The 20,181-nt window shown below is 60.0% G+C and carries 30 protein-coding genes; 16 read left to right on the top strand and 14 right to left on the bottom strand.

The window, feature by feature from the left end; translation table 11 throughout:
- Positions 1-149 precede the first annotated feature (149 nt).
- From AC1D2N_RS27695 to AC1D2N_RS27670, 6 genes are all read left to right on the top strand, one after another.
- Entirely contained in the window at positions 150-998 is an 849-nt protein-coding gene (locus AC1D2N_RS27695) for a DODA-type extradiol aromatic ring-opening family dioxygenase (protein WP_477982394.1), read from the top strand.
- Entirely contained in the window at positions 995-1,375 is a 381-nt protein-coding gene (locus tag AC1D2N_RS27690; RefSeq protein ID WP_018241093.1) for a glutathione S-transferase N-terminal domain-containing protein, read from the top strand. Before AC1D2N_RS27695 ends, AC1D2N_RS27690 begins: the two co-directional genes overlap by 4 nt.
- Before the next feature lie 29 nt (positions 1,376-1,404).
- Positions 1,405-1,803: a DoxX family protein gene (locus AC1D2N_RS27685; protein WP_113542606.1), complete on the top strand. Its 399-nt coding sequence runs from the start codon at positions 1,405-1,407 to the stop codon at positions 1,801-1,803.
- Between the two features lie 82 nt (positions 1,804-1,885).
- A complete protein-coding gene (locus AC1D2N_RS27680) occupies positions 1,886-2,788 on the top strand; it encodes an NADP-dependent oxidoreductase (RefSeq protein ID WP_130651970.1) in 903 nt (300 codons plus the stop codon).
- A 178-nt stretch (positions 2,789-2,966) separates the two neighbouring features.
- Positions 2,967-3,365, top strand: a complete 399-nt coding sequence (locus AC1D2N_RS27675; protein WP_130651971.1) for a hypothetical protein — start codon at positions 2,967-2,969, stop codon at positions 3,363-3,365.
- 8 nt (positions 3,366-3,373) lie between these two features.
- Positions 3,374-3,571 (top strand): hypothetical protein, encoded by a 198-nt coding sequence (locus AC1D2N_RS27670; protein WP_130651972.1) that lies wholly within the window; start codon positions 3,374-3,376, stop codon positions 3,569-3,571.
- Between the two features lie 128 nt (positions 3,572-3,699).
- Here AC1D2N_RS27670 and AC1D2N_RS27665 read toward each other — a convergent pair whose 3' ends face one another.
- Complete coding sequence (locus AC1D2N_RS27665; protein WP_018449523.1) at positions 3,700-4,275, bottom strand: TetR/AcrR family transcriptional regulator; 576 nt, start codon at positions 4,273-4,275, stop codon at positions 3,700-3,702.
- 113 nt (positions 4,276-4,388) lie between these two features.
- On the opposite strand from AC1D2N_RS27665, the gene AC1D2N_RS27660 reads away from it, so the two are divergent.
- Both AC1D2N_RS27660 and AC1D2N_RS27655 read left to right on the top strand, forming a co-directional pair.
- The gene (locus AC1D2N_RS27660) at positions 4,389-5,177 is read left to right on the top strand and encodes an SDR family NAD(P)-dependent oxidoreductase (RefSeq protein ID WP_112906241.1); all 789 of its coding nucleotides are present in this window, start codon (positions 4,389-4,391) and stop codon (positions 5,175-5,177) included.
- Positions 5,178-5,300: 123 nt separating this feature from the next.
- The gene (locus AC1D2N_RS27655) at positions 5,301-6,374 is read left to right on the top strand and encodes an alkene reductase (protein WP_130651973.1); all 1,074 of its coding nucleotides are present in this window, start codon (positions 5,301-5,303) and stop codon (positions 6,372-6,374) included.
- 373 nt (positions 6,375-6,747) lie between these two features.
- On the opposite strand, the gene AC1D2N_RS27650 is transcribed toward AC1D2N_RS27655, so the two are convergent.
- From AC1D2N_RS27650 to AC1D2N_RS27640, 3 genes are all read right to left on the bottom strand, one after another.
- Positions 6,748-7,164, bottom strand: a complete 417-nt coding sequence (locus AC1D2N_RS27650; RefSeq protein WP_130651974.1) for a GFA family protein — start codon at positions 7,162-7,164, stop codon at positions 6,748-6,750.
- A gap of 64 nt (positions 7,165-7,228) precedes the next feature.
- Positions 7,229-7,693: an SRPBCC family protein gene (locus tag AC1D2N_RS27645; RefSeq protein WP_130651975.1), complete on the bottom strand. Its 465-nt coding sequence runs from the start codon at positions 7,691-7,693 to the stop codon at positions 7,229-7,231.
- Positions 7,690-8,019 (bottom strand): ArsR/SmtB family transcription factor, encoded by a 330-nt coding sequence (locus AC1D2N_RS27640; protein WP_018449519.1) that lies wholly within the window; start codon positions 8,017-8,019, stop codon positions 7,690-7,692. The genes AC1D2N_RS27645 and AC1D2N_RS27640 overlap by 4 nt, the downstream gene beginning before the upstream one ends.
- A gap of 166 nt (positions 8,020-8,185) precedes the next feature.
- On the opposite strand from AC1D2N_RS27640, the gene AC1D2N_RS27635 reads away from it, so the two are divergent.
- Positions 8,186-8,671, top strand: coding sequence for a hypothetical protein (locus AC1D2N_RS27635; RefSeq protein WP_028734176.1), 486 nt, complete (start codon positions 8,186-8,188; stop codon positions 8,669-8,671).
- 108 nt (positions 8,672-8,779) lie between these two features.
- Entirely contained in the window at positions 8,780-9,265 is a 486-nt protein-coding gene (locus tag AC1D2N_RS27630) for a hypothetical protein (protein WP_197728311.1), read from the top strand.
- A gap of 78 nt (positions 9,266-9,343) precedes the next feature.
- On the opposite strand, the gene AC1D2N_RS27625 is transcribed toward AC1D2N_RS27630, so the two are convergent.
- Entirely contained in the window at positions 9,344-10,189 is an 846-nt protein-coding gene (locus tag AC1D2N_RS27625) for a dienelactone hydrolase family protein (RefSeq protein ID WP_130651977.1), read from the bottom strand.
- A 375-nt stretch (positions 10,190-10,564) separates the two neighbouring features.
- On the opposite strand from AC1D2N_RS27625, the gene AC1D2N_RS27620 reads away from it, so the two are divergent.
- The 3 genes from AC1D2N_RS27620 to AC1D2N_RS27610 all read left to right on the top strand — a co-directional run bounded on the left by AC1D2N_RS27620 (position 10,565) and on the right by AC1D2N_RS27610 (position 11,924).
- On the top strand, positions 10,565-11,023 hold the full coding sequence (locus AC1D2N_RS27620; protein ID WP_245484449.1) for a hypothetical protein: 459 nt from the start codon (positions 10,565-10,567) through the stop codon (positions 11,021-11,023).
- A 14-nt stretch (positions 11,024-11,037) separates the two neighbouring features.
- Positions 11,038-11,466, top strand: a complete 429-nt coding sequence (locus AC1D2N_RS27615) for a DUF1515 domain-containing protein (RefSeq protein WP_130651978.1) — start codon at positions 11,038-11,040, stop codon at positions 11,464-11,466.
- Positions 11,467-11,738: 272 nt separating this feature from the next.
- Positions 11,739-11,924, top strand: a complete 186-nt coding sequence (locus AC1D2N_RS27610; protein ID WP_018241117.1) for a hypothetical protein — start codon at positions 11,739-11,741, stop codon at positions 11,922-11,924.
- A gap of 606 nt (positions 11,925-12,530) precedes the next feature.
- On the opposite strand, the gene AC1D2N_RS27605 is transcribed toward AC1D2N_RS27610, so the two are convergent.
- From AC1D2N_RS27605 to AC1D2N_RS27570, 8 genes are all read right to left on the bottom strand, one after another.
- Positions 12,531-12,731, bottom strand: a complete 201-nt coding sequence (locus tag AC1D2N_RS27605) for a hypothetical protein (RefSeq protein ID WP_112906251.1) — start codon at positions 12,729-12,731, stop codon at positions 12,531-12,533.
- A gap of 444 nt (positions 12,732-13,175) precedes the next feature.
- A complete protein-coding gene (locus tag AC1D2N_RS27600; RefSeq protein WP_130651980.1) occupies positions 13,176-13,358 on the bottom strand; it encodes a DUF3606 domain-containing protein in 183 nt (60 codons plus the stop codon).
- A gap of 117 nt (positions 13,359-13,475) precedes the next feature.
- A complete protein-coding gene (locus tag AC1D2N_RS27595; RefSeq protein WP_018241121.1) occupies positions 13,476-13,712 on the bottom strand; it encodes a hypothetical protein in 237 nt (78 codons plus the stop codon).
- A gap of 213 nt (positions 13,713-13,925) precedes the next feature.
- A complete protein-coding gene (locus tag AC1D2N_RS27590; protein WP_130651981.1) occupies positions 13,926-14,369 on the bottom strand; it encodes a pyridoxamine 5'-phosphate oxidase family protein in 444 nt (147 codons plus the stop codon).
- Between the two features lie 85 nt (positions 14,370-14,454).
- Positions 14,455-14,601, bottom strand: coding sequence for a hypothetical protein (locus AC1D2N_RS27585; RefSeq protein ID WP_165403080.1), 147 nt, complete (start codon positions 14,599-14,601; stop codon positions 14,455-14,457).
- 70 nt (positions 14,602-14,671) lie between these two features.
- Entirely contained in the window at positions 14,672-15,034 is a 363-nt protein-coding gene (locus tag AC1D2N_RS27580; protein WP_018241123.1) for a hypothetical protein, read from the bottom strand.
- 79 nt (positions 15,035-15,113) lie between these two features.
- On the bottom strand, positions 15,114-15,377 hold the full coding sequence (locus AC1D2N_RS27575; protein ID WP_018241124.1) for a DUF1488 family protein: 264 nt from the start codon (positions 15,375-15,377) through the stop codon (positions 15,114-15,116).
- 145 nt (positions 15,378-15,522) lie between these two features.
- Positions 15,523-15,825 (bottom strand): hypothetical protein, encoded by a 303-nt coding sequence (locus AC1D2N_RS27570; RefSeq protein ID WP_130651982.1) that lies wholly within the window; start codon positions 15,823-15,825, stop codon positions 15,523-15,525.
- A gap of 191 nt (positions 15,826-16,016) precedes the next feature.
- Between AC1D2N_RS27570 and AC1D2N_RS27565 the strand changes: the two genes are divergently transcribed.
- Both AC1D2N_RS27565 and AC1D2N_RS27560 read left to right on the top strand, forming a co-directional pair.
- Positions 16,017-16,421 (top strand): hypothetical protein, encoded by a 405-nt coding sequence (locus AC1D2N_RS27565; protein WP_018241126.1) that lies wholly within the window; start codon positions 16,017-16,019, stop codon positions 16,419-16,421.
- 72 nt (positions 16,422-16,493) lie between these two features.
- A complete protein-coding gene (locus AC1D2N_RS27560) occupies positions 16,494-16,868 on the top strand; it encodes a hypothetical protein (RefSeq protein ID WP_047619498.1) in 375 nt (124 codons plus the stop codon).
- 143 nt (positions 16,869-17,011) lie between these two features.
- Here the strand turns inward: AC1D2N_RS27560 and AC1D2N_RS27555 are convergent, their stop codons facing one another.
- Positions 17,012-18,517, bottom strand: coding sequence for a DegQ family serine endoprotease (locus AC1D2N_RS27555; protein ID WP_130651983.1), 1,506 nt, complete (start codon positions 18,515-18,517; stop codon positions 17,012-17,014).
- A 610-nt stretch (positions 18,518-19,127) separates the two neighbouring features.
- Between AC1D2N_RS27555 and AC1D2N_RS27550 the strand changes: the two genes are divergently transcribed.
- Positions 19,128-20,117: a LacI family DNA-binding transcriptional regulator gene (locus AC1D2N_RS27550; protein WP_182565408.1), complete on the top strand. Its 990-nt coding sequence runs from the start codon at positions 19,128-19,130 to the stop codon at positions 20,115-20,117.
- Positions 20,118-20,181 lie beyond the last annotated feature (64 nt).

The following is a 20,181-nucleotide window of genomic DNA, read 5'->3' as shown; positions in this document are numbered from 1 at the left end:
TCATCAACGTAGAGGAAATGATGCATGTTGGCAAAGCCGATTGATCAATCCAGGGAAAACCAAGACAGTCGCTGACAAGACCGGCGGACTGAGGTGATCGATCCGCCGGACGTTCAGCCGCAGCGGCGGTGCCGAAAAGGAATGGCGACGTGAAGACATCGAGACTGCCCACCTATTTCCTCAGCCATGGCGGCGGCCCCTGGCCCTATATGACCGGTGGCTTTCGCAGCAATTTCGACAAGCTCGAGCAATCCCTGATCGAGATGCGGGCCGAGCTTCGAGATCTGCCCAAGGCGGTGCTGGTCGTTTCGGGCCACTGGGAGGAGAGGGGCTTTGCCGTCTCTTCGGGCAGCAACCCGGGCATGGTCTACGACTACAACGGCTTCCCCGACTATCTCTATCAGATCAAATATGGCGCGCCGGGCTCCCCCGAGCTGGCGCGTCACGTGCAGGATCTGCTGCATTCCGCCGGCATCGACGCCAGGCCGGACCCCACCCGCGGCTTCGATCACGGCACGTTCAGCCTGATGAAGCCGCTCTATCCCAACGAAGACATCCCTGTGGTCCAGCTGTCGCTGGATGCCGGTTACGATCCGGCGCTGCATCTCAAGGTCGGCCGGGCGCTCGCGCCGCTGCGCGAAGAGGGCGTGCTGATCATCGGCAGCGGCCTCAGCTACCACAACCTGTCGGCCATACAGGGCACGGCCGGACATGGCCCCTCCCGTCAGTTTGACGCCTGGCTGCAGGAGACGCTGATCCGGTCGCCATCCGAAATGCGCACCGAGCGGCTTGTCGAATGGGAGAAGGCGCCCGCCGCCCGCGCGGCGCATCCGCGTGAAGACCACCTGATCCCCCTGATGGTGGCGGTGGGTGCGGCCGAGGACGAACCGGGCGCCGTCACCTATCACCAGAAAGACTTCGCCGGCGGCCTGACCGCATCGAGCTTCCGGTTCGGCGATGTCCCCTCTGCCCCTCAATCAAAAGGAGATGCGTATTGACCAGCGCAACGTTCAAACCGATCGTCTATCTCAAGGAAAACTGCCCCTTCTGCCTCAAGGTTCGCCTGTTCCTTCTGGAATCGGGACTGGCCTCGGACGTTGAAACCCGCGACTTCGTTCCCGACAGCGAGCAGGAGGCGAAGATCCGCGCCGAGCTTCAGCCGCATCTCGACAAGGTGAGCTTTCCCTCCGCGCAGCTTGAGCCCGGCCGATACGTCACGGAATCCGACGACATCGTTGCGTTCTTTGCAGCCAAGGCAGGCCGCGATCCGGCCGGCATGACGGTCTACCGCAACTATGTCGACGGCGTCTTCGCCATGTCGATGAAGCTCTGGAAAGAAAACCAGGAACTGAAGAAGGCGGCATCCGCCGCCTGATCTCCCATAACCAACATTGGAAAGCCTCGATGACCGATATCAGCAAATGGACGCCATACGTCCTCGCAATCCTGCGCATCATCACCGCGCTTCTCTTCCTCGAACACGCGACCATGAAATTCCTGCAATTTCCGGGTCCGATTCAGGGCGTGCCCTATCCGCTTCCGACGATCATGATCATCGCCGGCGCCATCGAGGTGATCACCTCGGCTCTGATGCTCATCGGCTTTCAAACGCGCATCGCCGCTTTCATCGCCTCGGGCGAAATGGCGGCCGCCTATTTCATGGGCCACATGCCCTATGGCTTTTGGCCGGCGCTGAACATGGGCGAAGTCGCCATCCTGTTCTGCTTCATCTTCCTCTACATCGCCTTTGCCGGTGGTGGCGCATGGACGCTGGACACCGCGCGTCGTCCGGCTACGGCTTAACGGCGGGAACCGGCCGAGACCGGGCTGCCGGCCGGCAGCCTGGTCTCACGCCCAAACGCGACGACAAAATCTGGAGACCACAATGAAAGCGGCCCTTCTCAAATCCTACGGCGATGTCGACCAGTTCGAAATCGGCGATATCCCGACGCCGACGCCCGGACCGGGCGAAATCCTGATCAAGATCGAGGCATCCGCCGTCAATCCTTTCGACCTCATTCTCCGCCAGGGCTTCATGGCCAAGTTCATCCCGCTTCCGCTGCCGGCCGTGCTCGGTGGCGACGCAGCCGGCACCATTTCGGCACTCGGCGACGGCGTCACCGGTTTTGCGGTCGGTGATCGGGTCGTCGCCGATTTCGCGGCAAACGGCAAAGGCGCCCATGCCGAATATGGTGTGCTTCCCGCCACCTCCGTCGCCAAGCTGCCGGCTGGCCTGAGCTTCGAAGCGGGCGCGTCGCTGGTCAAGGCCGGGCTGACCGGGCGCCAGGCCGTCGAGGCGCTTGGCGTCAAGGCTGGCGACCGGGTTCTGGTCTCCGGCGGCCTTGGGACCGTCGGCCGTTCGGCCATCCAATATCTCAAGCAGATCGGCGCCCAGCCGGTGGCCGGCGTCCGTCCCGAGCGGCTGAGCGAAGGCCAGGCCTTGGCCGGCGAAGCGCTTGACATCACGCTCCCTGCCGCAAGCCCCGACTTTGCCTATGGCATCAGTGCCGCCGGCCCGGTGGCAGCCAACCTCATCTGCCATATCAGTGATGGCGGCACGGTCGCCAGCATCGTTCCGGTGCCGGAAGGCGCCAATGCCGGAGACCGTGTCACCATCCATGAACTCTTCCACCGCACCGAGGCGGCGACGCTCGACGCCGTGCTGGATGCTGCCGTGCGCGGCCTGCTGGTCATCCCGATTTCCCATACCTTCACTCTGGAGGAGATCGGTGCGGCGCAGAATGCGGTCGCAGCCGGAGCCCCGGGCAAGGTTGTGCTCAAGCATTGAGGGTTCAAGACAGGGCCGAAGCGTGGTGCAGATCTCTCGATCATGCACCATTCTCCGGCGGTTGCCCGAAAGGTTGCTCACAGCAAAACATCCGTCTTGACACTCTTCGCTATCAGAACATAATAAGAACATCGGCGCGGCGGCCGCCATCTGAAGACCGAAGATGTGGAGAGCGGATATGCGTGAGCAGCCGATTTGCGAAGCCGTGGAAGATGATGCGTGGCCTGCAAGTGATGTGATGTGGCCGCCGGAGAAGGAGATTGGGGTCTCCGAGGCGCATGCAAGCCTGGTCAAGGCCGTGGCGGGGAGCCGCGGCGTGAGATTTTTCACCGCCTCCATCATCGACATCCCCAGCGATACCTATCTTGGCGATGTCCAGATGGCGATCGACGAGGCCGCCGGCGCGGCCTGCGGCATCCTGCTGACGAAACATGTCACCGGCCGTGACGCCGCAACCGGCGAGCCGGTTCTGACCGAGGAGGCCACGCGACCGTTCAAGTTTCCCTGCAGTGAGGGTGTCGCGAAAGCCATAGCGAGCTTCTGCGGCAAACTCAAAATGGCGGGCATCTTCTCTTGAGCGCCGCCATGGAAGCCGAAGCGTCGTCGCGGCCGGTCGAAAATGAGCTTGCCGAGGTGGTCGCCTATCACAATGGCGATATGCGGGCCGCAATAGGCACGCTGCTGGAGGACGTCCGACATTTGCGCCGGCAGTTGATATTGGCAGAGGGCGCCATGGGCGGCGGCATGACCCGCGGCTGGCGGCCGAGCTACGATCGGGACTAAAATGCCCGAAATGGGGCTGGACGCTCAGCCGACGGCTGCTCACCTATGGCAGGTCGGCATCGAGGATCTTGGATCCGGCGATGGGATGACAACTGCGGCGGGACGCGGCCGCTGACCGTCGCGGTTCCTCATTCGGCTTTTGCCGGTGCCGAAGCAGGTCGGTCGGCTCCGTCATCGATCCAGGCCAGCGTCTCCGTCAATATTTCCTTCGACAGGGCGGGATCGACTATGACGCGAGCGAGGATCGTTGCCCCGACCATCGCCGACCAGTTGGCGATTGCCCGGCGTCGGCGGTCGGCGTCCGGCCCTTCGTCCTTCTCGCTCATCCAGTCGATCTGCGCCCGCACACCCTCCGTCACCGCCGCACGGGCCTCAGGCGTCTGGCGCAGCGTGTCGGCGGCAAGTCCGGAAATCGGGCAGCCACCGGCCCTGTTGTCGCGATGGCGCGGCGACAGGTACTCTTCCATATAGGCGCCAAGCGGGAGTGACGCGCCATTGCGCTGGCCAAGCGCATGGGCGAGCGCCTGGACGATCAGGTCGTCCTTCGAGCTGAAATGACCGTAGAAGCTGCCATGCGTCAGGCCTGCGGCCTTCATCACCTCGGCAACGCCGACGGCCTCGAATCCTTTCTCCCGAAACAGCCGGCTTGCGACTTCCAGGATCCTTTGGCGGTTTTCGGCCATCTGCTCACGGCTGATTTTCATGTTGAGATTTCTCCCTCTCTGCCATTGACTTTTTTATGATAGCCATCACTTTAAACCCGTAATTAGGATCGCCATCATAATTATATAACGCTCATTCGAAAGAGAACAAGACAATGACTGACACTCCCACCGTCCTCATCACCGGCGCCTCCTCGGGTATCGGAGCGACCTATGCAGACCGTTTCGCCCGTCGTGGGCACAATCTCGTACTGGTCGCGCGCAATAAGGCAAGGCTGGAGGCTCTCTCGGCGCGACTTCGCGAGGAAACCGGCGTAACGATCGACATCCTGCAGGCCGATGTCACCAAATCCGATGAGCTTGCGGCGGTGGAAAACCGTCTGCGCGACGATCATCGGATCGGGATTCTCGTCAACAATGCCGGCACGAGCCTCGAAGGCACGTTCGTCAATCAGCCCGTCAATGATATCGCCCAGCTGATCGCGCTCAACGCGACGGCGGTTGCCCGCCTTTCCAGCGCCGTTGCGCCACGCTTCGTCGAAGCGGGCTCGGGCGCCATCATCAACGTCTCCTCGGTCGTCGGGCTCGTCCCGGAATTCGGAATGACGGTCTACGGGGCCACCAAGGCCTTCGTGACCTTCCTTTCCCAGGGGCTCAGCCTCGAACTCGGTCCCAAAGGCGTCTACGTCCAGGCAGTCCTGCCGGCGGCGACACGGACGGAGATCTGGGAGCTTTCCGGCATTGACGTCAACACGCTCTCCGGCGTGATGGAAGTGGGCGAACTAGTGGACGCCGCCCTGGCAGGCTTCGACAAGCGCGAGCCCGTCACCATCCCGCCTCTGCACGATGCCGCCCAATGGGACGCCTATCAGTCCGCGCGCCAGACGATGATCCCGGGCTTTTCGCAGTCTGAGCCGGCAGAGCGCTATCGCGCCGCCTCGTAGCGCTTCCCGCGGAAACGCGCCGTCACCAACACAGGCTGTGTCGCAAGGCCGGCCTGTGCCGTGTTCCGGCGCGAAACTCCGAGATGTGACAGAGACCCCCGAAATCCTGACGAAAGAAACGAAATGACTGACAACGCACTTTTTGAACCCTACACACTCGGCGCCCTGACGCTGGCGAATCGGATCGTGATGGCGCCCTTGACCCGCAACAGAGCCGGCGCCGGCTTCGTGCCGGGCGATATCGCCGCGACATATTATGCCCAGCGGGCGACAGCCGGCCTGATCATCTCGGAAGGCGCGCAGATTTCGCAGGAAGGGCAGGGCTACCAGGATACACCGGGAATTTATACGCAAGCCCAGATCGACGGCTGGCGGAAAGTCACCGACGCGGTGCATGCCAAAGGCGGACACATCTTCCTGCAGCTCTGGCATGTCGGTCGTATTTCGCATGTCGATCTGCAGCCGAATGCGCAGGCGCCGGTCGCGCCATCGGCCATCAAGGCCGAGACCAAGGTCTTCGTGAACAAAGCCTTCGTCGACGTGTCCGAACCTCGCGCGCTCAAACTGGATGAGATCCAGGCCATCATCGCCGATTTCCGTCGCGCCGCCGCCAACGCGATTGCCGCAGGCTTCGATGGTGTCGAAGTCCATGGCGCCAACGGTTACCTGCTGGAACAGTTTGCCAAAGACGGCGCCAACACCCGCACCGACGCCTATGGCGGCTCGGTCGAACATCGCGCCCGGATGATATTGGAAGTCGCTGCCGCCGTGGCTGCCGAGGTCGGCGCAGAGCGGACGGGAGTGCGGATTTCGCCGGTCAACAGCGTCACCTCGAGCGATCCGCAGGCGCAATTCAACTATATCGCCGAGAAGCTTGGCCAGATGGGGATTGCCTATCTCCATGTCGTCGAAGCTGGGCGCGGCGGACCCAATGAGGCTGCTGCCTTTGACTACGCGGAGCTCAGGGCCAAGTTCGCAAACACCTACATTGCCAATAACGGCTACGACCTCGACCGCGCAACGTTGCGATTGACGGAGGGCGCGGCGGATCTGTTCTCGTTCGGCCGGCCATTCATCGCCAATCCTGATTTCGTCGAGAGACTGAAGACCGCTGCTCCGCTGGCGGAGGTGAACCCGGCGACCATCTATGGCGGCGGCGCCCAAGGCTATACCGACTATCCCTCGATCGCCGCGTGACGCGCGCGTGACGCGCGCGTGATGCACCGGCGCCGTGCTGCTGCACGGCGCCTTTTCACCATGCCGAATGGGGGAGGCGGCGGGGCTAAGAACGCCCTTGCCTCAGGTTTCACCAGGACGGACTGCGCAGGCCGAGGCGAATTTCTGCATTACCAGCTGACACCGTCCGCCAGCTTTAGATGTTTAGACGCCGGATCATGTTCATTGGTGGGGCAATCGCCCGCATTGGCTCGACCTGGCCGAGCCGATCGAGCGTCTTGCCGGAAATTGAACTCTCCTGGCATCGCTTGCGCCAGGTCAGGTGGGCATGGGGTTCACTGACACACGGGGACCCAGCCGATCGCACCATTTTGCCAGGGCCGCTGCCCCAGTTTTACATCGGCGGCATCGTCTCGAATTTCGGCACCGCCGGATCGACCCGGTCCCAGGCGACGCCGCGCACGGTGTAGGTCACCATCTGCGGCTGGTATCGGGTGGGATCGTCGAGGCTGGCGGCGTGAATGGTGAAGAGATCGGGCATGGCAGAGAAGGTCAGATAGACGGGCGCGCCGCAGGCGGGGCAGAAGCCGCGCGTCTTGACGTTGCCGCTGTCGGCGACTATCTCCCAATGCGTCGCCTGGCCCTCGAGCTTCACCGCCTGCCGGCTCGGGAAGGTCAGGTAGGATCCGTGCCCGGTGCCGCTGGTCGCCTGGCAATCGCGGCACTGGCAGTCGTTCATCGCAATCGGCTCGGCCGAGATTTCATAGTGGATCGCACCGCAGGCGCATCCGCCGGTGTAAGGCTTGCTCATATCTCTCTCCTGATGAAGCGCCGCCGAATAAAACGCTGCGTCGGCAAGCGCGATGTCGGTCGCCTCAGTCCGTCTCGTCGACGATGGCGCCGATGTTCTTCACGACCTTCTTCCAGCCTTCGCCCATTTTCTGGAAGGCGGTTTCATTCCTCGGCAGGACGAAGCCGGAATGGATGAGGCGAAGCCGCGTGCCGGCTTCGACCTCGGACAGAATGAAGGTGACCACGGTGTTGAGCGGGGAGCCGTAGCCGGCGTTTCCCTCATGCCCGCCTTTCCAGGCATAGGAGAGACGCTCGTTCGGCCTCACTTCCAGCACCTGGCAGTGAATGGTGCCGTCCCAGGCGCCGGCCGGTGTCGTCTGGTAGGTGAAACGTTTGCCTTCCACCGGCTCGAAGCCCGCCGGCATCATCAGCCAGCGGCCCATCAGATTGGCCGTGGTCAGCGTTTTCCAGATCGTCTCCGGCCGATGCGGGAAGACCTCGTCGACCAAGATCTCTTGCGTGTCGGGCTTCAATGCGGCGTCGCTCATGGATCGATTTCCTTCAGCAATGTTCTGAGATTGGCAAAGCGGTCGCGCCAGAAGACGCCGTAATGGCTCATCCAGTCGACAAGGGGCTCCAGGCCTTCCGGCTCGGCGCGGTAATAGACCTTCCGCCCCTCGGGGCGCTCTGCGACCAGGCCCGCCTGTTTCAGCGCCTTGAGGTGCTGCGAAATGGCGCCCTGCGTGACGCTGCTTGCCCGGGTCAGTTCGACGACGGTGATCTCGTCGGAATTGACGATCTGCTCAAACACGGCCCGCCGTGTGGGATCGGCAAGGGCGCGCATGACGGCGGTGATGGAGGCGGCTTCGATCATGGGGTAATCAATAGCGTGGGCTAATTGATGAGTCAAGGCTAATTTGTTTGCTCGCGGTGCGCCACTCTGGCTTTGATAAGCTTCTGCTCAAGGCCAGGGCCTTCTTGTTGACAACATCGGCAACACAGGGTTGTCGTGAGTGTCGGCGCAGGAGGAATGCCCTCGGATGAACTTTATGAGATTTATTGGTTTTTTGGTTTCGGTGGCGTCGATTGTTTACGGGCCGTCGGCCAACGCTGGCTCCTTGGATCACGACGCTTTGAAAAGCATCCCAATTGGCAAAGCCACGGAATTTTCGAATCTATCGTCCTTTGATGCTCAGGCGGTTTGCCTGCTTCAGCCCTACCAGGATCGATTGTCGTCCAAAGATGCGTTGGCCGTCCGAGTGAACACGTATCTCGCGGCGAATAAGTATGTTTCGGATGAGGGCCATTTTGCATTTGTGTTGGTTGGGAAGGACGGTACCGAGATTGTACAGATCAAGCGGTCTCAAAACCTTGATGTCTTGGCCAAGCATGAGGTTTCTTCATCAGTCGATGAGCTGTTGCCGAAGGGTTTTGCCCCACATGACTGCGCCAGCGGTCAATCCGCAGTTTTTGTGAAGATTGGATTGCGAGCAAGAACCTATGTCGTGCTTGGTGAGATACGTTAGGCATTCCACCACTGCCGCGACTGAGATAGCCGGTGGCCATCTCCGCCGGAGACATGTTCGTCGGATGAAGCTATCGGCCGCCACCCTCCGCCATATGCTGATGAAGAAATGCTGTCGAAATGGAAAGCCAAAGTGACCAGGAAAAACCGTAGCAAACCGCGCTCGGGAAAGCCCATCTCCGACACTGCAGCGGTCAACGCGTTCACAAGCAGCGCACTCTCATCGGATCTGACGTGGCTGCCGGATATGATGGCTGTTGGAGAGCCACCGGTTACCGCTGAAGTCTATATACCGGCCTATCTCGCAGATCCCGGCGAATGGTATTGGTCGACACTATTGCTTCACGATCCGACAGAGATCGTCTTGAAACGCGTTCTCGCCATTATCGAGCAAGCCCAATTACCCGGCCACGAGGAAGCGCTCGGCCAATTGGGCGCCGGCCCGCTCGAAGACATGATGTCCGATGAATTGCTGGATCATTTGCAACATTGGCTGCCGTTCACGCCTGCCATGCGGTATGCGCTCGGTCAGGTTCGAATGTCTAGCGAACCTCCTGCCTTGCAACAGCGTCTCAATGCTATGTTTTTGCGGTAGTGCTCTCGGCGGTAGCGGGCATGGATACCAGGCATCGAGGCCCGGGACGGGGATGCTACAGCGGACAGACTTCGGGCTCTAGTTCGACAGGTACGTTTGAAGGAATGTTCGAACGCTGCGGATGGATTTTCCTGCGGCGTCCGGATTGTATTTTTCGATGTGACCAAACACCCGCCTTCCCACCTTAAACTCCGGAGCATCAAAATCGTGGTAAGTGCCCTTGTAGACATTGAGCTCGATGGGCGGGCCATTGTCACTCAGACGGGCAAGCCTCTTCTGGCATCGGTCAGCCGGGCTCCAATTGTCTCGTTCGCCGCTCAAAATCAGGGTCGGCACCGTCGCGTCACCCTGACTTGCCGCGCAGAGCGGATAGTAGGCAACCGCTGCCTTGAATTTGTGGTCCATGAGCTGTTCGTTGCCTTCGATTTTTGTTCCTTCCAGCGTCGCAGTGCCGCCGGTTGAAAAGCCCATCAAGGCAACGCGCCGCGCATCGACAAAGCTTTGTTTCGATAAAAAATTCAAAGCGCCATAGGCGTCGAAGAGGCGATCGGGGAGAGAACCCTGGCACGTGTCCTTGATGTTGCGGGTAGTGAAGCTATCGACGACCAACACGACGTAACCCCACGAAACCAGCCGTTTCGGCCAAAGGTCTTTGACGCTCAACCGCATGCCCTCGCATCCATGCAGGAGGACGACCGCCGGGAAGGGGCCATCACCCTCCGGGCGGGACAAATATCCCAGCAGGGGTGTGCCTTGCGGTTGAGAAATAATTTCTCCCTGTTCTCTAGCCTTGCTTATTCGAAACGGGCTGAGCTTGACGGGCGCGCTTTCGAAGTGAACCCGTTCGTCGGCATCAGCCGGGTTTCCAGCGAGCGTGACGCTGAGAAAAGCGACGAGGCACAGAAAAAGTCTCGTGGTTTTCACTGAACTTCTCCGCTATTTGATCAACAGCCTGCTCATTGTACGCCGGACCCGAAGGCTCGCAAAGCGGGTGAGGGTTTTGCCGCCGATTGGGTCGGGCAGATTATCTGCGCGCTGCGGTCAGAAGCGCTTGATCACCCCCTGGCAGGTCGTTTATGACTACCGTAAATCCAGGCTGCGAGATTTGAATCCAGAGGGGATGTCGGCCACGTCGGCACCGCCCGCCGACCAACGGTGACATGCCGAACCAGATCGCGAGACCGGCCAAGACCACGCCGATCGAGCCATAACATTCGTCAGCATCACCGAGCCATCACCTCGGATTTGACACAGAGCCTACCCCTTGCTCCGTCATCCTCGGCCTTGAGCCGAGGACCCATGTTGGCCTCTACCAGCAGTAACCCCTCAACCGGCGTCTATTCCAAGGTCATCGATCAGCTGCTTGCCTTCACGGCGGACACTGATCCGACGAAGTCGTCGGCCGCTGAAATGTTTCCGCTCGGAAGCGTCGTCGGGCATCCTGGAAATCAGGACGGCGTGACGACGTGGGACACGATCAAGCTGCCGGCTTCAGTGCCGGACGGCACCCGCATCATGTTCGAATATCAGCGTGGTCAATGGACTTCGAGAAACACCTATGGCCGCATCGACAATGGCGACGGGACGGCCGACTATAAGGTGCAAGAGATATTCGCCACCAACGTCCAGGACAATGCCGCGCTGCTGGCTCACGGCATGAACCTCGATACCACGTCTTATGTCCATCCGACGCTGCATGGGATCTTGCGATTTGTCGGCCGCTTGCCACAATCCGAAAAGCTGAAATTTTACCCCTAGTCGAGCGCTGAGAGATGACATCCAATGACGATATTCTCCGCGCTCTCGGGCGCGTCGAGGGAAGGCTGACAGGCATCGAGGACAACGTCGCGCCTCTGCGCAAGGAGGTCAGCGACGAAAAGGCCAATGCCCACAATAGCCGCGCCGTGATCCACCAGCGGCTCGACGAACAGGCCAGGCAGATCGCCCATCTCGATACCAGGGTGGCGATCAGCGGCGGTGCGGATGCGCAGATCCGCGAGGAAATCAAGACCCTCAAGGAGACCGTCGAGAAGAACCGGGAAGCAGTCGGGCCGTCGCTTGAAGAGTGGAAACGGATGAAATCGATCGGCTATGGGATATCGGGGCTTATCGCGTTTGCCGGCCTGACGATTGGCGGGATGATCTCCTATGCGAGCGACGGCGCGGTGGCGGCGCTTCGGCATTGGTTGAAGATCAATTGACGCGGGTGCCGGTCATTCCTCGGCCGGTCTTGGGTGTGCCGTGCGCAGATGCCTCTCGTGCTCTACAGATAGCCTACTATTGCGGCGGCGATGGCTTTGTTTCGTTTTATGAAAATGAACCCGTTGATGATCCCTTAACGCGCCGCCTTGGCGCCTGGCAGACCGATACTCATGCTCGCCCCAGAACCGAAGCAAACCAGACTCCTAAATTTTAGGCATCACTAACGAACAAAACGGCGGCCTGTTGGTTTTCCTCTCAGGAGGAAACGGTCATGAAAACCATGAGCAATCGCCAAGTTCGCATTCCCGGCCCGCGAGAGCACGATGTTGCGGAACATTGCCGCAAGTTTGGGATCGGCCCGGCCGAGGAGAAGAAGCTGAAGAAACTTCTCGGCTCCCGGGCGCCACTCCATGAAATCCAGGCCAATGCTCCGCCGCGGCAGCCGAGGTGGCGTTAGATGGCGAGGATCGCGGAAGACGTCGCAGGTGATCAATACACGCCACATTACGGCAATGATTCAAAGATTGAGCGGAACAGAGCAGCGCCGTGAACGCTCGCGAAAGAGGTGCTTTTGCCGGGTTTTGACATGATCGATCTTGTTTAAGACGTGGGCCGAATCTCCGGCTTGCTCCACTTGGACCTGCTGAAAGCCCTGCTCCGGCGGGGTTTTTCGTTGGCGTTCTAATGAGCCTGTCGGTTTTCGCCCGGCGGGAGCTTATCGGTGTGACGGTCGCAACGTGCCCGGGCAGGTTGTCGATGATCCCCGGCGGAATTTCCGGGATCGTGGCGTCGTATCTCTGCCGGGGAACTTCCGACAATATCAGGGGTTTTGCCGGCGGATCGCGCGGCAGGTCTCGTCTCCTGTACCTACTGCTACCCCTGCAGTTGCTGCGCGGTCCACTCATGCAAGTATGATGATAAGGCGCCCTGCTGTCGTCAGCGGGCAAAGTCATTTGTCGTTTGTCGACGTTGGAAGTTCACACGCTCGAAGACGCATCGATCCGAGTCGGCGCCAGCATCTGCGATGGATCAAGAAGGCACAGCTGCGCGCCAGGAAAGCCTGTCAATGCTGCAGTTGCCGCGAGAGCATGAGAATGTAATCGTCGGCGATATCGGCAACCACCATGGCGGCTTCCGCGGCCGTGTATCCCTTGCCGATGGCGTCGCTGACGATTTTCATCACGGCCGGTTCAAGCGCTTCCCGGCAGTCGGACAGACTTTCGTCATGCGGGCATTTTGGACGAAATTCCAAGACGTTGTTCATGGCATACCCTCCATTCGATCTAGCTCGGGGCCTCTGAAGGCAAGCCAGCCTCTCCAGGGAAAGGCGGGGCCACGGTTCCGGCGAGCTGCTTCAGGAACCAGAAGTGTTGTCGTTGAAGCTACGATGGCATAGGGGCGGATGTATTCAAGCGCATGCTGATATTAAGGTAAGCCAGTAGGGTTAATTCGTCCGCTGATGTTGCATCGTGGCATCGCAAGCAGATGCAAAGCCAGCCGCGGCCAATGCATGTCGCTCAAAAGTGTGCGCGGTTTTGGGATAATGACATGCATCAAATAAAGCATGTCGCCCAAAAGTGTGCGCGGTTTTGGGATAACGACATGCATCAAATACTGCATGTCGCCCAAAAGTGTGTGCGGTTTTGGGAAAATGACATGCATCCAATAAAGCCCTTAGAGTTTAGCACCTGCGAGGCTATTTTTTGCGCTAGACGCTGATACGGCGGCCGGCTTTATCAGCCTCTTTGCGATTGGCGCCGTGCTTCTCGATGATGTCCTTGGCATCCTCGTTGGAAATGCGATGTTTCTTGGCGAAATAGATGACTTCGTAGGGCGCCTCAGTGACGGCCTCTCTGGCGGGTTGGATCTTTTTCGTTTTGTCATTGGACATGATTTTTCCTTCCATGGAAATGTTGAGCTGGACGTGCCAACGCCGTCTCCCGGACAAAGGATCGGAGAACCGGCGTTCTCAAGTCGGCATCAATCGAAGAATGGGCTCCGTGCCGTCTTATCGATGCGCGCGGGCCGTCATATGTTTTTCCCAGATCTGCGTCGCCTGCGCTGCCGTGCCGGTCTTGTGGAAGCGCAGCAGGTGCAGTCCTTCCGCCCGTCGTTTTTCGTTAAAGGCGCTGTTTTCGTAGTCGGTGCCTTCGACAATGCTCTCGCTTTGAAGAACGGCCTTCAATTCCTGCACATAGTGTCCGGTGATGTTGAAAAGCGCTTCATTCTCAGGTGCGTCTGTCATCGTTTTCCCTATGGGTGGTCGCGTGGCATTCAACGCGGTGCCGGTTCGGCAGGCCACGTTGGTAAGATGCATCAAGCAATCCGCGCCCCTATGGGAAAGGCTGGTATCGGACAGCGTTTAGCTGGGGGTGTCTGTCTGGAGTTCCATATATCATGCAGCAGCGCCGCCTTGCGAATCAAGGATCAAGGCGCGGCCAGTCTGAACGCCCGCATATTAAACCACTTGCCTCCCCGATACCATCTCAATCGAAATACCGAAGAATATGGAGGGAGCAGGGCTGTCTTCGATTTCCGAATTTAAGGCAAGCGATCCGGGTTCCCACCAGAACGGTTGCTTCTGCAGGAGGGACCAGGCGTGGATGCGTTCGTCATGCCGGGCCGGCGTATCGGTCAGCTCATCATAGGTGCCCTGAACAAGCACGCTCTTCCACGTTCGGCTTTCGCCGAATTCTTCAACCTGAACGCAGGCTGGTGAATGGGCCCGCAACAGATCAATCTTCAGGCCCGGCATGGAAAATATGAAAAGCCGGCCTTTTTCATAGGCATACTGAATGGGAACGATATAGGGATATTTTTCGCCCAGGCATGCCAGATGGCCACGGGTGTGGCCTGCCAGAAAGGCGAGGCAGTCTTGTTCACCCATTTCTCGCAGTTGCATCGCGTTATCCAATTCCGTCAGCGTTTCAGCCCTTCGTTTGATAGGCAGCAAAGCGTCCTGGCTCGCCGCAACAGTCTTGCAGCGCCTACCAGAACACATCCTTGAGGATGATATAGACGATAAAGGCCAGACAGATGGCCGGTGTCGATTTCACCAGAAAGTCGATGTACCGGAACTTGCCGATATGCTGAGCCAGGCGTTTCCACGAATGGATGTTTACCGTGGAAGACATCATGCCCTCCTTTGGTTGGGGCCGGATAACTCTGATCACCCGGGAAGCAGCGCCCGTTCACAAACTGCCACTACACCAAATATGGGCGCCAATCCTCTGCGCTACAAGGCGTGGCGGATTGCCGGTCCGGCAGAGAAATCCCGCTGCTGTGCACGATCGCCAATGGCGGCGCGGAGGGGGCAGGATTGCGGGGCACGTCCATACAGGATTGCGCTTCGACCTCAACCATTGCTTCGATCAGTTTCAGTCGATCGAGTTTCCGCCGTTGATCGTCGTAGAGCCTGCTGAGCAGCGCATAGGCCGATCCGGAGGGTCTGCCTTTGCGCAATAGTTTCCTGATCAGCATTTCCTGATCGGCAACGCGATGCGCCGCCTTCACGATATGGCGACGCGCCAGCTTCAGGTCTTTCAGGCGGTATCGTGTGGCAACCATATGCTTTGCTCCCCCTGTCTCATCCGGCAGTAGCAGGATGGTGGCCGTTTCAGTTCACCGGCCATGAGCCTTCTCGCAATCAGCGAAAATCTGCAGCCGTGAGCGTGAAGTTGTTTCCGCGTCGATGCTGATAGACTCTCGATGCAGCCTCCTGAATGGAAGAACGCGCCGCATCGAAGGCATTGAGATAGGCGGCTTCGGAAGAATTCTGGGTGATCGCGCTGCCGAGGGCTGCTTCTTCGACCAGAAACCTGACCTCGAACATGCCGTCATAGCCGGTGAATCGGACACCTTTTCGCGCTTCGTCGAAGCTGCGGCTTCTGTTGGGAAAGATAAGTGCCATTGCGGTTGTCCTTGGAAGTGGGCGGGAGCCGCTGCGCGACCCTCGGACCCGGCGATGATTGTCGATGCACGGCTGGCCGGAACGGGCAGCTTGATGCCAGATGGTTGGCAACCAGCCTGCCGCCATGCCCGATCGTCGGCAGGTCTCAATGGATCGTCTGCACGATGACCCGGTCATCGAGCAAAGCCTGAGATGTCTTGATCAAGCGCACCGTACCAGTGATGATGTCGTCGGAATAGACCGGGTCCGCACGCGAAATTTCGTCCGTCATATCGCGGAGGACTTTGTTTATCTCAAGCAGAGGCGGCACAAGGTCCAGCAATCCATCGGCGGCCAGCCCGTGAGCCAGGCCTGCGATCACCTCTCTGAGGTGATCTATGAGCGCACGCCGTTCTGAAACCGCCAGTGCCGACGGCTTTGTGAGGGTCGCTTCACCGTTGAACTGCATGATGCGTATCCTCCTCTCTCTAAAATGGGTTCCGCCACGCCATTATCAATGGCTACCGCCGAATGAGGTTGCGGTCAGATGGCAAAGAGCGCAAGCTGAACTATCGGCGGGCACGATACGGGCACCGCTGCTTGGGGCGCGCCAGTAAGCCCTGGCGCCAGCGAACCCTAGCCCCAACGAAGGAGGACACAATGTCTTCCACATCAGATCAATTATTCGATATCCACAATTTGAGAATGCTGGACCGTATCCTCCGAAAGGCCGGCTTTCGCGGCGGCGAAACCTACGCGACCGATGATGGCGAGATCAGCGCCACAAGTTTCCTCATTCATTGTTTCCAGATGGGAATCGTCGATGAAGCCGCGTTGAAATCGGCTCTGAAAATGTATCTCGCGACACAGTTGAGCTCAGGCCCGCTTCCGCAGGCCATGGAAGACGGCTCCTTTGCCAGATGGCAGGATGACGGCGGCGCCCCGGTGAAAGCCTATCGGATCGCGCGGTATACGGCGTCTGGTCGCGCGGACGCACCGCTGCGGCCGCCAGCTTACCGCTTTCCCAAAACCAGGCTGCCTGAACGATTGTCCGAGATCCCGTGAACGCGCCTGCTGCGACGTCACCGGCAACGCCCGATCGATCGTCGCGATGACATGACGAACAAGGAAGAAGACATGTCTGGGATTCACGCCGATCAAAAGGATCGGGCCAGGAAACGCGAGACCATCGCCCCCGTGCGGAAAAACGCGACGTCAAGCTCGACTGCCGACGATCTGATAACGCAGGCTCGTCAAGCGCGCTCACCGTCGGCGGAGCAGGGGATCGATAGCGCTGATAAGCAAGCCTATGGTCTGGCGCGTCCACACAAAGGTCCGTTCGACAACGCGACGGCATTCAGCGCTGCCACCTACGACCATGATCTCCCGACGCGGCAACAATTGGAGGCCGCACAACGCAGCCAATCCGACGCGATAAAGCGGCAAGAGGCAAACCGCCAAAAGGGCAAATCCCGTATGCGCGCAAAGACAACGACGCTGAAATCTCCCTGAGCAGGAATAGAGGGGCGGACGGCGCCCTATAGATTTCTTGCTGACTGAGCGGTACTTGGCTCCAGGGCCTTTCCGCTCAGGCCTGTCGAAAAGCCCGCCTCAGGCGGGCTTTTCCTTGTTTGCGGCAAAAGCTCGGACGACCGTCAGGCCGCCCCAAACGGCACGGCGACGAAGGTTTTGTTGCCATCGCGTTCGACGAGCAGCAGCACCGACTTGCGGCCGGCCTTGCCGGCATCGGCGATCGCGGTCTTGACGTCGCGGGTGTTATGGACCGGTCTGTCGTTCACCGAGACGATGACATCGCCGGACTGAATTCCGGCGGCGGCGGCCGACTTGTCCGGGTTGACACTGGCGACCACCGCACCGTTGACAGAGCGCGGCAGGTTGAGCTGCTGGCGCACGTCGGGTGTCAGGTCGGCAAGGCCGATGCCGAGGCTCGGCTGGCCGCTGCTCTCGCCCTTGCTGGCGGGACTTTCGGCCGCGGCCTGTTTCTGGCCTTCCTCATTGGTGCCGACGGTAACGTTGAGATCGATCGTCTTGCCGTCGCGCCAGACGCTGAGCGCTTCCTTGGCGCCCGGCGAAAGGTCGGCGACCAGGCGCGACAGATCTTTCGGCGTCTTGACGGTCTCGCCGCCGACTGAGGTGACGATATCGCCCGGCTTCAGGCCGGCATGGGCGGCCGGCGTATCCGCCGTGACGGCGGCAACCAGCGCACCCCCTGTTTTATCAAGGCCGACGGCATCGGCGACATCCTTGGTGACCGGCTGGATCTGCACGCCGAGATAGCCGTGATCGATCGAGCCGTCCTTCTGCAGCTTGGCGACGATCGCCTTGGCCTCGTCGGAGGGAATGGCGAAACCGACGCCGACGCTGCCGCCATTCGGCGAATAGATGGCGGTGTTGATGCCGACGACATTGCCGCTGCGGTCGACGAGCGGGCCGCCGGAATTGCCATGGTTGATCGGCGCGTCGATCTGGATGAAATCGTCATAGGGGCCGCTGTGCAGGTCGCGGCCGCGCGCCGAGACGATGCCAGCCGTCACCGTGGTGCCGATGCCGAAGGGGTTGCCGATCGCCAGGATCTGGTCGCCGAGCTTCAGCCTGTCGGAATCGCCCCAGGCAATCGTCTGCAGCGGCTTGCCCGCCTGGATCTTCAACACGGCGACATCGGATTTCGGGTCGGTGCCGATCAGCTTGGCCGGCAGTTCCGTGCCGTCATCCAGCGTCACCTTGATGTCGACGGCATTGTCGATGACGTGGTTGTTGGTGACGATCACGCCGTCGGGGCTGATGATGAAGCCGGAGCCGAGCGCCATAGCCTGCTGCGAAGGCCGGTTTTTCGGCGCCTGGCGCGGCAGCGGGATGCCCTGGTCCTCGAAGAACTGGCGGAACTGCTCGTCCATCGGCGACTCCTGCTGGTCGGCACTGACATCGGTCGCCTTCATTGTCGTGGTGATGGTGATGACGGCCGGCTTGTCGGCATCGACGATGGACGCGAAGGAGCCGCTCGGCGCGAGAACGCCGCCGGCATCGGACGGCGCGGCAAAGGCGCTGGACGAATTGATCGTAAAGGGCAGGCATGCCGCGCCGGCGATGATGGCGGCTCCGACAAGCGCTACGGTGCGATGTTTGCGTAAGATGTGTGACATGGTGGTGATCCCTTGGGCGGTGGTCCCTTGCGAGAGCGTTGGCTTTGGATGGCGTCGTGGTTCCATGTCCTGGGACCTGGCGTCGATTGGCGTTTGGCGGCAATTCCTCTTGGGAACGCGCAGTCGTCGAGGGCGGCGACCGGGGGGAAGAGAAGAATTGGCGCTCGGGATTCATATGATCCCACCAAGCGGATTTACAAATTAAAGTTTGATCATGTTTATATTGCCGATTTGTAAGTTATGACGGGAATTTAATCTTCTCTGCCCGTGCGTTCCGGCCGGCTGCCCCGCTGCAGAACTTCCGGCCCGTTTTTGCTTCGCTTCGCGTCCTTCGCGATGTTTTCATTCGAAAATAAACGGACTTATTCCCGATGGCGGTGATCCGATCGCCGCAGACGCCCGTAATTTGCCGACAGACGATCCCGTGCTGTTTCTGGAAATTCTATTCCCGGATTCTGTTGCGAATATAAAATGTTAGTAGACTCTAAATTATTTCTTCTTCAGAAAGTAAAGATCGCGATTCGAGGGCAAGCGAGTCTCGCGGGCGAGATATAACGGGGCGGTGAGGACGGCAGTGGAGCGGGGGCGGAAGGCCAGGCGCGGTGCGCATGTGAAGTTGAGCGATGTGGCGAAGAAGGTGGGGGTCAGCCCCATCACCATTTCGCGCGCGCTTCGCAATCCTGAAATCGTCTCGGAGGATCTGCGCGAGACCATTCTGCGCACGGTAGACGAGATGGGGTACATCCCCAATCTTGCCGCCCGGGCGCTGGCCGGCCGCCACAACGGAACTGTTGGCGTCATCACGCCCGCTTTGCACCAGCACGGCTTCGCCGGCCTGATGATCGGTATTGAGGATCGCTTGCGCACCACCGAATTCGGCGTGCAGTATTCCAACACGCTCCACCATGCCGACGGCGAGGCCGGCCAACTCAGATCCTTTCTGATGCAGAAGCCGGCCGGCGTCATTATCGCGGGCGCCGAATCCTATCATGATCTTCTGCCGCTGATCGAAAACGCCGCCTGTCCGATCGCCCATATCACCGATCTCAGCCAGGAGCCGGAAAGGCTGGTCGTCGGCCTCGATCATCATGCGGCCGGCGCCGAACCCACCCGCTTCCTGCTATCGAGGGGTTATGAGAGGATCGGCTTCATCGGCCGCGGCACGGATATTCGCTCGCGTCGCCGGAAGGAAGGCTATGAGGCCGCGCTGGGCGAAGCCGGCCGTTTCGATGCTGATCTCGCCATTGGCGGAAATGAGGGAAGCAGCACCGGCCTCGGCAGGGAATTGTTTGCCCGCCTGTTGCAGCGCGTGCCGGATATCGATGCCGTCTTTGCTCAAAGCGACGATCTGGCGCTCGGCGTCCTCATCGAATGCGGTGTGCGCGGCATTCGCGTGCCGGAGGATGTCGGCATCTGCGGATTCAACGATCTGGAATTTTCGGCCTTCACCGAGCCGTCGCTAACGACGGTGCACATACCGCGCTACGATATCGGCTATCGCGTCGCCGACATGCTGCTGCGCGCCGTCCGCGACGAGCCGCCCGGCGAAGACAAGGTCGATTGCGGCTTCTCCATCATCCCGCGCGGCTCGACGCGCTAGTTCGGCACGATTCGCCAGCCTTTCGTCTGCCGATGCGGGCAGTCAAAAATGCCCTCAAAATATC

Source organism: Rhizobium sp. P1_B8 (assembly GCF_056406515.1).
This window is presented reverse-complemented; position numbering and strand designations above follow the sequence as displayed.

What these genes read in the sequence shown, in the direction of transcription:
- AC1D2N_RS27665 (WP_018449523.1), bottom strand. Translation starts at nt 4,275, where the DNA reads ATGAAAATCAGCCGTGAGCAGATGGCCGAAAACCGCCAAAGGATCCTG.
- AC1D2N_RS27615 (WP_130651978.1), top strand. Translation starts at nt 11,038, where the DNA reads ATGACATCCAATGACGATATTCTCCGCGCTCTCGGGCGCGTCGAGGGA.
- AC1D2N_RS27645 (WP_130651975.1), bottom strand. Translation starts at nt 7,693, where the DNA reads ATGAGCGACGCCGCATTGAAGCCCGACACGCAAGAGATCTTGGTCGAC.
- AC1D2N_RS27580 (WP_018241123.1), bottom strand. Translation starts at nt 15,034, where the DNA reads ATGGTTGCCACACGATACCGCCTGAAAGACCTGAAGCTGGCGCGTCGC.
- AC1D2N_RS27610 (WP_018241117.1), top strand. Translation starts at nt 11,739, where the DNA reads ATGAAAACCATGAGCAATCGCCAAGTTCGCATTCCCGGCCCGCGAGAG.
- AC1D2N_RS27565 (WP_018241126.1), top strand. Translation starts at nt 16,017, where the DNA reads ATGTCTTCCACATCAGATCAATTATTCGATATCCACAATTTGAGAATG.
- AC1D2N_RS27685 (WP_113542606.1), top strand. Translation starts at nt 1,405, where the DNA reads ATGACCGATATCAGCAAATGGACGCCATACGTCCTCGCAATCCTGCGC.
- AC1D2N_RS27595 (WP_018241121.1), bottom strand. Translation starts at nt 13,712, where the DNA reads ATGACAGACGCACCTGAGAATGAAGCGCTTTTCAACATCACCGGACAC.
- AC1D2N_RS27570 (WP_130651982.1), bottom strand. Translation starts at nt 15,825, where the DNA reads ATGCAGTTCAACGGTGAAGCGACCCTCACAAAGCCGTCGGCACTGGCG.
- AC1D2N_RS27585 (WP_165403080.1), bottom strand. Translation starts at nt 14,601, where the DNA reads ATGTCTTCCACGGTAAACATCCATTCGTGGAAACGCCTGGCTCAGCAT.
- AC1D2N_RS27555 (WP_130651983.1), bottom strand. Translation starts at nt 18,517, where the DNA reads ATGTCACACATCTTACGCAAACATCGCACCGTAGCGCTTGTCGGAGCC.
- AC1D2N_RS27680 (WP_130651970.1), top strand. Translation starts at nt 1,886, where the DNA reads ATGAAAGCGGCCCTTCTCAAATCCTACGGCGATGTCGACCAGTTCGAA.
- AC1D2N_RS27605 (WP_112906251.1), bottom strand. Translation starts at nt 12,731, where the DNA reads ATGAACAACGTCTTGGAATTTCGTCCAAAATGCCCGCATGACGAAAGT.
- AC1D2N_RS27640 (WP_018449519.1), bottom strand. Translation starts at nt 8,019, where the DNA reads ATGATCGAAGCCGCCTCCATCACCGCCGTCATGCGCGCCCTTGCCGAT.
- AC1D2N_RS27670 (WP_130651972.1), top strand. Translation starts at nt 3,374, where the DNA reads ATGGAAGCCGAAGCGTCGTCGCGGCCGGTCGAAAATGAGCTTGCCGAG.
- AC1D2N_RS27660 (WP_112906241.1), top strand. Translation starts at nt 4,389, where the DNA reads ATGACTGACACTCCCACCGTCCTCATCACCGGCGCCTCCTCGGGTATC.
- AC1D2N_RS27630 (WP_197728311.1), top strand. Translation starts at nt 8,780, where the DNA reads ATGCTGTCGAAATGGAAAGCCAAAGTGACCAGGAAAAACCGTAGCAAA.
- AC1D2N_RS27635 (WP_028734176.1), top strand. Translation starts at nt 8,186, where the DNA reads ATGAACTTTATGAGATTTATTGGTTTTTTGGTTTCGGTGGCGTCGATT.
- AC1D2N_RS27590 (WP_130651981.1), bottom strand. Translation starts at nt 14,369, where the DNA reads ATGCAACTGCGAGAAATGGGTGAACAAGACTGCCTCGCCTTTCTGGCA.
- AC1D2N_RS27575 (WP_018241124.1), bottom strand. Translation starts at nt 15,377, where the DNA reads ATGGCACTTATCTTTCCCAACAGAAGCCGCAGCTTCGACGAAGCGCGA.
- AC1D2N_RS27655 (WP_130651973.1), top strand. Translation starts at nt 5,301, where the DNA reads ATGACTGACAACGCACTTTTTGAACCCTACACACTCGGCGCCCTGACG.
- AC1D2N_RS27650 (WP_130651974.1), bottom strand. Translation starts at nt 7,164, where the DNA reads ATGAGCAAGCCTTACACCGGCGGATGCGCCTGCGGTGCGATCCACTAT.
- AC1D2N_RS27600 (WP_130651980.1), bottom strand. Translation starts at nt 13,358, where the DNA reads ATGTCCAATGACAAAACGAAAAAGATCCAACCCGCCAGAGAGGCCGTC.
- AC1D2N_RS27620 (WP_245484449.1), top strand. Translation starts at nt 10,565, where the DNA reads ATGTTGGCCTCTACCAGCAGTAACCCCTCAACCGGCGTCTATTCCAAG.
- AC1D2N_RS27675 (WP_130651971.1), top strand. Translation starts at nt 2,967, where the DNA reads ATGCGTGAGCAGCCGATTTGCGAAGCCGTGGAAGATGATGCGTGGCCT.
- AC1D2N_RS27560 (WP_047619498.1), top strand. Translation starts at nt 16,494, where the DNA reads ATGTCTGGGATTCACGCCGATCAAAAGGATCGGGCCAGGAAACGCGAG.